Consider the following 12,453-nt stretch of genomic DNA (forward strand, 5'->3'; position numbering starts at 1 on the left):
GGCTCAATGAACACAGGTTCTTCGAACTAATACGGAGGTCAGAGACTAATTTTAGTTATTTAATTTTATACTTTCCTTGTAAATAAAAAAGGAGCTATTTTTCAATAGCCCCAAAAAAGAAATATGGAAAACAAATTTTAGTGATTAGTCATCCCAACATTCAGTATTAGTTAAACCAGGTATATCTTTAGCTCTAAATACTGGGTTTTTACCTTCTTTTCTTTGTTTCATGTAATCTTTAATTATAGCAAGAGCTTTTGGAGAAAGAATAGCTATAACTATAATATTCATAAGAGCCATAATTCCCATAAACATGTCTGCTAAGTCCCAAACGAAAGATAAGCTTTCTATTGATCCCCAGAAAACACATAAAATTGTTAAAACTCTAAATACTAACATAAATGTCTTATTTTTAGTTAAGAATTCTAAGTTAGCTTCACCATAGTAGTAATTTCCTATTACTGAACTGAATGCAAACAAGAAGATACATAAAGTTATAAAGTGAGCTCCCCATGCACCAACAGAATGAGAAAGAGCAAGTTGAGTAAGTTTTATACCTTTTTCTCCAATAGTATTATATTCAGGATATAGTAAAACGATAAAACCAGTAGCACTACAAATTAATATAGTATCTACGAATACACCAAATGCTTGTAATAAACCTTGTTTAACAGGGTGAGAAACATTTGAAGTTGCAGCAGCGTTAGGAGCACTTCCCATACCAGCTTCGTTTGAATATAATCCTCTTTTAATACCTTGTATCATTGCAACACCTATAGCACCACCAACAGCTTGTTTTAAACCGAAAGCAGCTTCTATAATAGTAGCAAATAGAGCAGGAATACTTCCTATATTAACTATTAAAACAAAGAATGCAACAACTACATATCCTATAGCCATTATTGGAACCATAAATGACACAACATTAGCAATTCTATTTAATCCACCAAATATAATTAAAGCAGTAAGTATAGCTAAGATTATTCCAGAAACAGTTGTACTTAAGCTAAAAGTAGTTTCAAAAGCTTGAGCTATTGTATTAGCTTGAACTGTATTGAAGATAAAAGCAAATGTAACTATAACTATAACTGAGAAAATATATCCTAGAGTTTTTTGACCTAGAGCTTTTTCCATATAGTAAGAAGGACCTCCTCTGAATCCTCCATCTGCTTGTCTAACTTTATAAGTTTGAGCAAGAGTATTTTCAATCAAACTTGTAGCTCCTCCTAAAAGAGCAATGATCCACATCCAAAATAATGCTCCTGGACCTCCAATTACAACAGCTATAGCAACCCCAGCAAGGTTTCCTGTTCCAACGTGAGAAGCAACTGCTATACAGAATGCTTGGAATCCTGTAACTTGTCCAGCAACTTTCTTTTCACCATCTCTAAGAGAAGATAATTTACCAGTAATTAAAGCAACCATATCTCCTATTAGTCTACCTTGTGCAAATCCAGATCTAAGAGTGTACATTAAACCTGATAAAATTAGTAATGCTATTAGCACATAAGACCAAAGTACAGTGTTAATAGTACCGATGATTGAGTTGATAAAATCCATAAATATCGTAGTAGTTAAAAATAACTACCACTACACCCCCTTTTTATATAAAAATTTAATTTATTATTTTAAAAAATATTTAAAGATAATTTTTCAGATAGTTCCGCTAGTAAATGTCCTCCAGCAAGAGAGTTTCCTTTTATATCAAGTGCCGGACCGTAAACTCCTATTCCCATTTTACCAGGAACAACTGAACAAATTCCACCACCTACACCACTCTTCGAAGGAATACCAACTTTTACAGCAAATTCTCCAGAGTTATCATACATTCCACAAGTTACCATAAGTGTCTTTACTATTTTTGCCATTCTAGTAGTTATAATTCTTTCTCCATTAGAAAGAACACCATCATTGGCTAAAAATTTTGCTAACTTTGAAATTGTTTGAGCTGTTCCTTCAATAGAACATTGTTTAAAATAAACTGAAAGTGCTTCTTCAACATTACCTTCAATAATTCCTTCTCCTTTTAAGAAGTAAGCCATTGAAAAGTTTCTAAATCCTGTTTCAGCTTCTCCGCAATAGATTTTATAATTTACATCTAGGTTATTATCTTCTGTAATCATTTTAGTGAAATCTAAAAGTCTAGAAAATCTATCTCTTTCATTTTTCCCTTTTATCATAGAAGCTACTGCAATAGCTCCAGCATTTATCATTGGATTGTAAGGTTTTTTTCTGCTTGATGTTTCCAATTTTCTTATTGAGTTAAATGGATCTCCACTAGGTTCCATTCCAACTTTAGAAAATACATATTCTTCCCCATTATCAAGGATAGCTAACATCAAGGAAATAATCTTTGAAATACTTTGAATAGTAAATTTTGTGTTATAATCTCCAGCACAATATTCTTGACCATCAAGAGTTGTAACAAAAATTCCTAAAGCATTTTTATCAGCCTTATCCAATTCAGGAATATAATTAGCAACTTTACCGTTTGCTGCATATTTTCTGTTATTTTCCACAAGTTCTTTCAATAATTCTTCCATTCTTTACCTCTTTAATAATAAAATTTAAATTTAATCAATTAACAAATAAACAAAATTTACTAAATAGATACATCTAGCATAGTGATTATACAAAAAATATAAAGAAGTGTCAAGAGTTGTAAAAGAGAGAAGTTTGTACTAAAAATGGAAAATTTAAAAAGTTTAATATAATATATAAAACGAAATAAGAAATAATATTTATTTTATAAATAAAGAGTTTTAAAAGATTTAAATATGTTTTTTTAAGAATAAAGAATAATGTAAAGATTTATTTATAGGAAAGTATAAAATTAAATAGGTAAAATTACCCTATGACAGACTATTAGTTTGTAGAGCCTGTATTTATTGAGTTCGTGGAACTCATACGGCTATCAAGAGACAATAAAAAAAGACATAAAATAAACTGCACCTAAAATCTTGGATATAAGATTTCGGGTGCAGTACAAATTTAATCTCTGATCTCCGTATTAGTTTGAAGAGCCTATATTTATTGAGATTGTAGAACTCATGCAGCTATCAAGAGACTTTATTTATTCTTTATTTTTTGATATGCTTTTTTAAAATCTTCCAGACTTACTCCATATCTATTTAACTTTGAAATAAACTGTTTTCCGTTAGAGTAACCGATTCCTAATTCATTACCTAATTCAGCTCTTAAATCGGAAGATTTTTCATTACCAATAAGTTCGTATTCAAAAAGTAAATCGGTTGTAAAAATATTTTCTGAACTTTCAATATTACATTTTGCTTTTTTTAAAGCTTCAATTATAACTTCAGGACTAGCATTTTCAACACCTATATCTCCATTTTTTGTACCATTTTTTCTGGAAATATAAGCATTTTTAGAATTAGGAAAATTTTTATTTAAAAATTTTCTAATTTCTTCTCCAGCATAATCTGGATCTGTTAAAATTATAAGTCCTTTATTTTCATAAGCAAGTTTTAGTCTATCTATGCTTTTATTTTTTCTAACTGCATGTCCATTTACATGAAATACTTCAGCATCGACTGCTTGTTTTACAGCTGAAATATCGTCTCTTCCTTCAACAACTATAACTTCTTTTATTTTTAATTTCATAATTTTTCCTTAAAACTCTGCATTGTTTGGAGTTCTTGGGAAAGGTAAAACGTCTCTAATGTTTTGCATACCAGTTATATACATCATCATTCTTTCAAAACCTAATCCATAACCAGAGTGTGGGAAACTACCATATCTTCTTAAATCTAAGTAAAACTCATAACTTTCTTTATCAAGGTTTAGTTCATCCATTCTGTTTGTTAAGATTTCTAAGTTATCTTCTCTTTGAGAACCACCTATAATTTCACCAATTCCTGGAGCTAGTAAATCCATAGCTCTAACTGTTTTTCCATCTTCATTAAGTTTCATGTAGAACGCTTTTATATCTTTTGGATAGTCAGTTACAAATACTGGTTTTTTGAAGTACTCTTCAGCTAAGAATCTTTCATGCTCACTTTGTAAATCGATTCCCCATTTAACAGGAAATTCGAATTTTTTACTGCAGTTTTCTAAAATTTCAATAGCCTCTGTATATGTTACTTTTGCAAATTCGTTATTTAGTACATTGTTTAATTTATCAAATAATCCTTTTTCAACAAAAGCATTAAAAAATTCCATTTCTTCAGGGCAATTATCCATAACATATTTTATAATATATTTTATCATATCTTCAGCAAGTTCCATATTTGCAGAAAGATCTGCAAAAGCAATTTCAGGTTCTATCATCCAAAATTCAGAAGCGTGTCTTGCTGTATTAGAATATTCAGCTCTGAAAGTTGGTCCGAATGTATAAACATTTCTAAAAGCAGCACAGAAAGTTTCAACATTTAATTGTCCACTAACTGTTAAATTAGTAGATTTTCCAAAGAAGTCCTTACTAAAATCAACTTCCCCATTTTCTTTTTTTGGAACATCATTAAGATCAAGAGTTGTTATCCTAAACATTTCTCCAGCACCTTCAGCATCTGAACCTGTTACTATTGGAGTATGAACATAAACAAAGTTATTTTCTTGGAAAAATTTATGTAATGCATAAGCCAATACAGATCTAACCCTAAATACAGCAGAAAAAGCGTTAGTTCTTGGTCTTAAATGAGCTATAGTTCTTAAATATTCAAATGTATGTCTTTTATTTTGAAGTGGGTAATCTAAATCAGCTTTTTGAAATACTTCAATATCTTTAGCTAAGATTTCGTGTGCTTGTCCACTACCTTTTGATTCAACTAAAATTCCTTTTACTTTTATTGTAGAAGAAATAGAAAGTCTTGAGATTTCTTCAAAATTCTTTAAATCTTCTTCAAAAACGACTTGAACTCCTTTAAAAAATGAACCGTCATTAAGTTCAATGAAACCAAATTTCTTTTGGTCTCTTATTTTTCTTACCCAACCAAAAACTTCTACTTCTTGATTTAAGAACGATTCTCCTTTTCTAAAAATTTCTTTTACTGTTACTTTCATACTAACACCCCTTAGTTTTTAAAATCTTTTTCGTCAACGATTTCTATACTTTCTAAATGATTTTTAACTTGATTTTTAAATTGCTCAAGATATAATTTTCTGTAAACTTCCCTATCCTTAATTTCTTCTTCACTTAGTTTTCTTTTTTTACTAAGTCTAGCATAGAAATTTACTTTTTCTATAATATCTTTCATTTCCACAAGGAAACACTTCCTTTCATAATTAAATTCAAAAAATTATAACATCAGTCTTTTATTTTGTCAAAGTTTCAAGATTTTTTGCACTTGAATTACTAATATTTATAACAATTCCTATTGCAACTGATAAAGCTATAAGTGAAGAACCACCAGAACTTATAAATGGAAGTGGAACTCCGAATACAGGAATTAAACCTATTGCAACTCCAATATTTATTATAACTTGAGTTATAATATACCCTGCTATACCTGTTACGAAATATTTAGCAAAGTAATCTTCTGTACTATCAGATATATTCATAATTAAGAAAAACATAACAAAAAACAAAAGTAAAAGTGAAATAACACCTAAAAATCCCATTTCTTCTGCAAACGTAGCGATAGCAAAGTCTGTTTCAACTTCTGGGATATAGTTATACTTTTGAACACCATTTCCATATCCTTTTCCAAGAAAACCAGAAGTTCCAAAAGCTATAAGAGATTGGTATATTTGAAAAGCTTCCATTCTATCATATACATCTTTAAAGATTCCATCTAAATAAATTTTTACACGATGTTGCTTGTATCCAGAGCCAAAATTGTATACAGCTGTTAGAATAAATAGACCTAATCCACCTCCACTAGCAATTATAGCCATAAGGAATTTATCCGTAATATCAGAAGTGAAAATCAAAAAGGCAACAATCATTACGTAGTGTAAGCCTGTTCCTAAATCTTTTAAAAACAAGAGTAATACAAAGAAAATACCAGTATAAACTGAGACTGCTAAAAAATTTTTTAAATAAGGAACTTTCTTTCCTCCATTTTTTCCACGAGATAGAGCCCAAGCAATGAGTCCTATGAAAGGAACTTTAAATAATTCTGTAATTTGAAAACTAAAAGAACCTATATGTATCCAACCTTTTCCACCATTTATAGTTGGGAATATGCTAGGAATTGGTGCAAAAGCAACAACTAAAAATAGTATAATCCCAAACATTGTTATTGAACTTCTTATTCTTTTATTTAAAAAGTTTTTATATGATATTTTTGATGTTAAATAACAAGTAAAAAAGGCTACTAAAAGTATTATACCTTGTTTAATCATTTTATTAGAAACCGTTGTAGCATCAAATCTTGACACTGAACTATAAAAGTTAGCAACACCAATTAAAATTAAGAAAATATAAAGAATAATAATAGAATTTTTTTTGTTTTTAATATTCTTTATTTTATCTGAGATTTCATTTTCTTTTTTTATTTCATTTCTTTGTTTATAAATTGTTTGTTCATTTAAAATTTTATTATCAGTATTTATTTTTTTATCCATCTTTACTCCATAATTTTTTAATAATTTACATTATAACATAGTAAATTTATTATTTCTATCTATATTTATTTTAATATAAATAATTTTTTGATATCCATATAAGTTTATATTTTTAACTTTATTATCATCTGTTGTCCTTGACTAAAAAATATATTTCAGTTATAATTTAGCAATTATTTTAACTGGAGGGATTTATGAGATTTAATAAAATTTTATTTAGTATTTTAGCTATTTTTACATTGCTATTCATAGCTTGTGGTAAAAAAGAAGCTCCAACTGAAGATGCTAACACACAACAAACTGAACTAAGCAAAGCAGTTGAAGATTTTCATGTAGGAGTTGTTACTGTTTCGGTTTCACAAGCAGAAGATAGTTTTCGTGGAGCAGAAGCAATTGCTAAAAAATATGGAAATGTACAAGATGGTGGGAGAATTAACGTTGTAACTATACCTGATAATTTTATGCAAGAACAAGAAACAACAATATCTTTAATAACATCGTTAGCCGATGATCCTAAAATGAAAGCTATTGTCATAAATGAATCAGTACCAGGAACATATTCAGCTTTTAAAACAATTAGAGAAAAAAGACCCGATATATTATTATTTTCAAGTAGCTCACATGAAGATCCGGTTCAAGTTAGTAAAGTTGCTGATGTTGTAATAAATCCAGACTCTATTGCTAGAGGATACTTAATCGTAAAAGCAGCTCATGATTTAGGAGCAAAGAAATTTATGCATATTTCTTTCCCAAGACATCTAAGTTATGAAGTTATTGCAAAAAGAAGAGATGTTATGGAACAAACAGCAAAAGATTTAGGAATGGAATATATAGAAATGTCAGCTCCGGATCCAGTAAGTGATGTTGGAGTACCAGGGGCACAACAATTTATATTAGAACAAGTTCCAAACTGGATAGCAAAATATGGAAAAGATACAGCATTCTTTGCAACAAATGATGCTCAAACAGAGCCTTTACTAAGACAAATTGCAAAAAATGGAGGATATTTTATAGAAGCAGATTTACCATCTCCAACAATGGGATATCCTGGAGCCTTTGGAATTCAATTTGCTGACGAAGAAAAAGGAAATTGGACAAAAATACTTGAAAAAGTAGAGAAAGAAATAACTGCTAATGGTGGAGCTGGAAGAATGGGAACATGGGCTTATTCATACAGTTTTTCAACAGCTGAAGCATTGACAGAATTAGCGATAAAAGCAGTTGAAAATAATCAAAAAGAATTTACTTTAACAGATATATTAGAAGCTTTAGATAGTTCTACAAATGGGTCAAAATGGAATGGAAGTTTAATGAGAGATACTCATGGAGTAGAAGTTTCAAATTCTTTCTTTGTATATCAAGATACATATATACTTGGAAAAGGATATTTAGGAATGAGTTCTCAAAAAATACCAGAAAAATATTTTAAATAAAAATATAATGTATAATAAAAAATAAATAAGTGAGTATGAGGGATCTATAATCTTATGTTCAAGATTTTTTGACAGTCTAAAATAAAATACTCACTTTTTGTTTTGTTCTTTTATAGAAAAGTATAAAAATAAATAGCAAAATTAGTCTCTGACGTCCGTATTAGTTCGAAGAGCCTATGTTTATTGAGCTCGTAGAACTCATACGGCTGTCAAGAGACTTTATTTATCTTATAAATGTTTAGAATTAATACTGTATATTTTTTTAGAAAAGAATGTCTAAAAAGATAAACTCTCATTTTTATACTGTCGGTATTTTCTGATGTTATAAAAGTAAAAAAAAACTATTGACTTATGTTTCGATTAGATATATAATAACAAAAAATTTTAAAATAGAACAAAGAAAAGAAATTAGAAATAATTTCGAAAAAATGGAGGGTTAGTATGAAGATGAAAAAAATTTTATTCGTATTTTTAGCTGTTTTCACAATGTTATTTGTGGCTTGTGGTAAAAAAGCTCCAACTGATGATGCAGCACAACAAGCAGTTGCAGGAGAGGCAAATCAAGATTTCCATATAGGGATAGTTACTCCTTCTGTATCTCAATCAGAAGATAATTCACGTGGTGCTGAAGCGGCAGCTAAAGAATATGGAAATGTACAAGATGGGGGAAAAGTTACAGTAATAACTCTTCCAGATAACTTTATGCAAGAACAAGAAACAACAATATCTTTAATTACATCACTAGCTGATGATCCTAAAATGAAAGCTATTGTTATTGCCGAATCAGTACCAGGAACTTATTCAGCATTTAAAGCAATTAGAGAAAAAAGACCTGATATTTTGTTAATAGCAAATAATACTCATGAAGATCCAGTTCAAATGAGTAAAGTTGCAAATGTTGTTGTAAATCCTGATTCAGTTTCAAGAGGATACTTAATCGTAAAAGCAGCTCATGACTTAGGAGCAAAGAAATTTATGCACATTTCTTTCCCAAGACATTTAAGTTATGAAATTATTTCTAGAAGAAGAGCTATAATGGAACAAACAGCAAAAGATTTAGGAATGGAATATATAGAAATGTCAGCTCCAGATCCATTAAGTGATGTTGGAGTACCAGGAGCACAACAATTTATATTAGAACAAGTTCCAAACTGGATAGCAAAATATGGAAAAGATACAGCATTCTTTGCAACAAATGATGCTCAAACAGAACCTTTATTAAAACAAATAGCTGCTCATGGAGGATACTTTGTAGAAGCTGACTTACCATCTCCAACAATGGGATATCCTGGAGCTCTAGGAGTTCAATTTAGTGATGATGAAAAAGGTAACTGGCCAAAAATACTTGAAAAAGTAGAAAAAGCTGTTGTTGCTGCTGGTGGTTCAGGAAGAATGGGAACATGGGCTTATTCATATGGATTCTCAACTGTTGAAGGATTAACTAATTTAGCTGTTAAAGCTGTTCAAAATAACCAAACAGAATTTACATTAGAAGATGTATTAGCTGCTATTGATGCTTATACTCCAGGATCAAAATGGAATGGAAGTATAATGAAAGATAATAGTGGAGTAGAAGTTTCGAATGCATTCTTTGTATACCAAGATACATATGTTTTTGGAAAAGGATACTTAGGAATGAGTTCTCAAAAAATACCAGAAAAATATTTAAAATAGTATAGTGTGATAAGTAATAAGGAGGGATAATCTCCCTCCTTTATTTTTCTATAGGAAAGTATAAAATTAAATAGTAAAAATTAGTCTCTTGACAGCCGTATGAGTTCTGCGAGCTCAATAAACACAGGCTCTTCGAACTAATACGGACGTTAGAGACTTTATTTGTTTAAAGGGGGATTATAATGACGGATAGCTTACTGAAAATTGAAAATCTCTCTAAGTCTTTTGGAGAAAATGTAGTTTTAAAAGATATCAATTTGGAGTTAAAACCCGGAGAGATACTTGGTTTAGTTGGAGAAAATGGTGCAGGAAAATCAACATTAATGAAAATAATATTCGGAATGGATGTTATAAAAGAAACTGGAGGATATAAGGGTAAAATATCTTTTGATGGTAAAGAAGTTAATTTTTCATCTCCATTTGATGCACTAAATGCTGGAATAGGTATGGTACACCAAGAATTTTCTTTAATACCTGGATTTAGAGTTAGTGAAAATATAGTTTTAAATAGAGAATCTACAAAAAAGAATATTATGGAATATTTATTTGGAGAATCTATCAATAAAATAGATAAAAATAAAAATATGGAAAGAGCTCAAGGAGCCATATCAAAATTAGGTGTTGGTATGACTGGTAAAGAGGAAATCAATGAAATGGCTGTTGCCTATAAACAGTTTACAGAAATTGCCCGTGAGATAGAAAGAGAACATACTAAACTTTTAGTTTTAGATGAGCCTACAGCAGTTCTTACAGAAGATGAAGCAGAAATATTATTGTCAACAATGAAAAATCTTGCAGAAAAAGGAATAGCAATAATTTTCATAACACATAGACTAAATGAAATAATGTCTGTATCAGATAAAGTGACTGTTTTAAGGGACGGACAACTTATAAATACAATTTCAACAAAAGATACAAATGTTAACCAAATAACTGAATGGATGATAGGAAGAAAAGTTGAGTTTTCTTCAACTGAAAGTTCTCAGATAGAATCAAATGCAAAAAACTTAATGGAAATAGATGATCTTTGGGTAGATATGCCAGGAGAAATGGTAAAAGGTTTAAACTTAGAAATAAAACAAGGTGAAATCTTAGGACTTGGAGGAATGGCGGGACAAGGTAAGATAGCTGTTGCTAATGGAATAATGGGACTTTTTAGAGCTAAAGGAAAAGTGACATATAAAGATAAGGATTTAGCATTAAATAATCCATTAGTACCTTTAAAAGACGGAATTTTCTTTGTTTCTGAAGATAGAAAAGGAGTAGGATTACTTCTTGAAGAAAGTATTGAAAAAAATATAGCTTTCCCTGCTATGGAAATAAAACATCAATTTTTTAAGAAATTTTTGGGAGTTTTAGATTTAGTTGACGATAAAAAAGTAACTGAAAATGCAAAAAAATACATAGAAAGTCTTGAAATAAGATGTATGAGCGAAAAACAAAATGTAGTAGAACTTAGTGGGGGAAATCAACAAAAAGTTTGTATGGCTAAAGCTTTCACAATGGAGCCAGACCTTTTATTTGTCTCTGAACCAACAAGAGGTATAGATGTAGGAGCAAAAAAATTAGTTTTGGATACTTTGAAAGAATATAACAAAGAAAGAGGAACTACTATAGTTGTTACTTCATCTGAAATAGAGGAATTAAGAAGTATTTGTGATAGAATTGCCATAGTGAACGAAGGTAAAATTGCAGGAATTTTATCTCCAAATGCTAGTATTTTAGAATTTGGTAAATTAATGTCTGGAATAAAGGAGGAAACGAATGAGTAATTTAGTTAAAAAATTTGGATTACCAAGATTGATAATCTTAATATTTCTTCTTTCTACTTATATAATTGCTCCTTTCGTTGGAATCTCAATAAAGGCAGCATTGTCAGATACTATGGTAAGATTTGGAATGAATGCAATATTAGTTTTATCTTTAATGCCTATGATAGAGTCTGGAGCAGGCTTGAACTTTGGTATGCCTTTAGGTGTTGAAGCTGGACTTTTAGGTTCTTTAATAAGTTTACAATTGGAACTTACAGGATTTTTAGGATTTACTGTTGCAATTTTGATTGGTATAGTATTTGCTTGTATATTTGGTTGGGCTTATGGTACTGTATTAAATAAGGTAAAAGGTGGAGAAATGATGATAGCTACTTATATAGGATTCTCTTCGGTTGCCTTTATGTGTATTATGTGGCTAGTTTTACCATTTACAAAAGCAGATATGATTTGGGCTTATGGTGGTTCTGGTCTTAGAACAACAATCAGTGTTGAAAGTTATTGGAAAGATGTTTTAAATAATATTTTTGGTTCAATTTCTAATTTTATACCAGTAGGAGAAATAATATTTTTTATAATTTTAACTTTTATAATGTGGATATTTTTTAGAACTAGAGCAGGACTTTCAATGAGTGCTGTTGGAAAAAATGAAAAATTTGCTCAAGCAACAGGAATTGATGCAGATAGAGGTAGAAAGAAATCAGTTATAATATCAACTGTACTTGCAGCAATAGGAATTGTTGTTTATCAACAAAGTTTTGGTTTCATTCAATTGTACTTAGCTCCATTTAATATGGCTTTCCCAGCAATAGCTGCAATATTAATAGGAGGAGCTTCTGTAAATAAGGTAACTGTATGGCATGTTGTGATAGGAACGTTTTTATTCCAAGGAATACTTACAATGACTCCAACAGTTGTAAATGCTATAATTAAAACAGATATGTCTGAAACTATAAGAATAATAGTATCTAATGGAATGATACTATATGCTTTAACAAGAAAAGGAGGCGGAGCTCGTGGATAATAAATTGAAAAATTTTCTTTTAAATAAT

The 12,453-nt window shown here is 29.9% G+C and carries 10 protein-coding genes; 4 read left to right on the forward strand and 6 right to left on the reverse strand.

Going from position 1 to position 12,453, the window contains the following annotated elements; all coding sequences use genetic code 11:
* Positions 1 to 144: 144 nt before the first annotated feature.
* From BQ2505_RS04340 to BQ2505_RS04365, 6 genes are all read right to left on the reverse strand, one after another.
* Entirely contained in the window at positions 145 to 1,560 is a 1,416-nt protein-coding gene (locus tag BQ2505_RS04340; RefSeq protein WP_074016551.1) for an alanine/glycine:cation symporter family protein, read from the reverse strand.
* Positions 1,561 to 1,628: 68 nt separating this feature from the next.
* Positions 1,629 to 2,543: a glutaminase A gene (gene glsA, locus BQ2505_RS04345; RefSeq protein WP_074016552.1), complete on the reverse strand. Its 915-nt coding sequence runs from the start codon at positions 2,541 to 2,543 to the stop codon at positions 1,629 to 1,631.
* 526 nt (positions 2,544 to 3,069) lie between these two features.
* Positions 3,070 to 3,621 carry a ribonuclease M5 gene (gene rnmV, locus BQ2505_RS04350; protein WP_074016553.1) on the reverse strand — a complete coding sequence of 184 codons (552 nt, stop codon included), beginning with the start codon at positions 3,619 to 3,621 and terminating at the stop codon, positions 3,070 to 3,072.
* Positions 3,622 to 3,630: 9 nt separating this feature from the next.
* Positions 3,631 to 5,019 (reverse strand): asparagine--tRNA ligase, encoded by a 1,389-nt coding sequence (asnS, locus tag BQ2505_RS04355; RefSeq protein WP_074016554.1) that lies wholly within the window; start codon positions 5,017 to 5,019, stop codon positions 3,631 to 3,633.
* Positions 5,020 to 5,030: 11 nt separating this feature from the next.
* Positions 5,031 to 5,219 (reverse strand): DUF896 domain-containing protein, encoded by a 189-nt coding sequence (locus BQ2505_RS04360; protein WP_074016555.1) that lies wholly within the window; start codon positions 5,217 to 5,219, stop codon positions 5,031 to 5,033.
* Between the two features lie 52 nt (positions 5,220 to 5,271).
* Positions 5,272 to 6,525 carry an FtsW/RodA/SpoVE family cell cycle protein gene (locus BQ2505_RS04365; protein ID WP_074016556.1) on the reverse strand — a complete coding sequence of 418 codons (1,254 nt, stop codon included), beginning with the start codon at positions 6,523 to 6,525 and terminating at the stop codon, positions 5,272 to 5,274.
* Between the two features lie 194 nt (positions 6,526 to 6,719).
* Between BQ2505_RS04365 and BQ2505_RS04370 the strand changes: the two genes are divergently transcribed.
* From BQ2505_RS04370 to BQ2505_RS04385, 4 genes are all read left to right on the forward strand, one after another.
* Entirely contained in the window at positions 6,720 to 7,958 is a 1,239-nt protein-coding gene (locus BQ2505_RS04370; protein WP_074016557.1) for a DUF3798 domain-containing protein, read from the forward strand.
* 441 nt (positions 7,959 to 8,399) lie between these two features.
* On the forward strand, positions 8,400 to 9,632 hold the full coding sequence (locus BQ2505_RS04375; RefSeq protein WP_074016558.1) for a DUF3798 domain-containing protein: 1,233 nt from the start codon (positions 8,400 to 8,402) through the stop codon (positions 9,630 to 9,632).
* A gap of 182 nt (positions 9,633 to 9,814) precedes the next feature.
* Positions 9,815 to 11,404 (forward strand): sugar ABC transporter ATP-binding protein, encoded by a 1,590-nt coding sequence (locus BQ2505_RS04380; protein WP_074016559.1) that lies wholly within the window; start codon positions 9,815 to 9,817, stop codon positions 11,402 to 11,404.
* A complete protein-coding gene (locus tag BQ2505_RS04385; protein WP_074016560.1) occupies positions 11,397 to 12,425 on the forward strand; it encodes an ABC transporter permease subunit in 1,029 nt (342 codons plus the stop codon). Before BQ2505_RS04380 ends, BQ2505_RS04385 begins: the two co-directional genes overlap by 8 nt.
* The last annotated feature ends 28 nt before the right edge of the window (positions 12,426 to 12,453 follow it).

Source organism: Fusobacterium massiliense, assembly GCF_900095705.1.
Classification (GTDB): Bacteria; Fusobacteriota; Fusobacteriia; order Fusobacteriales; family Fusobacteriaceae; genus Fusobacterium; species Fusobacterium massiliense.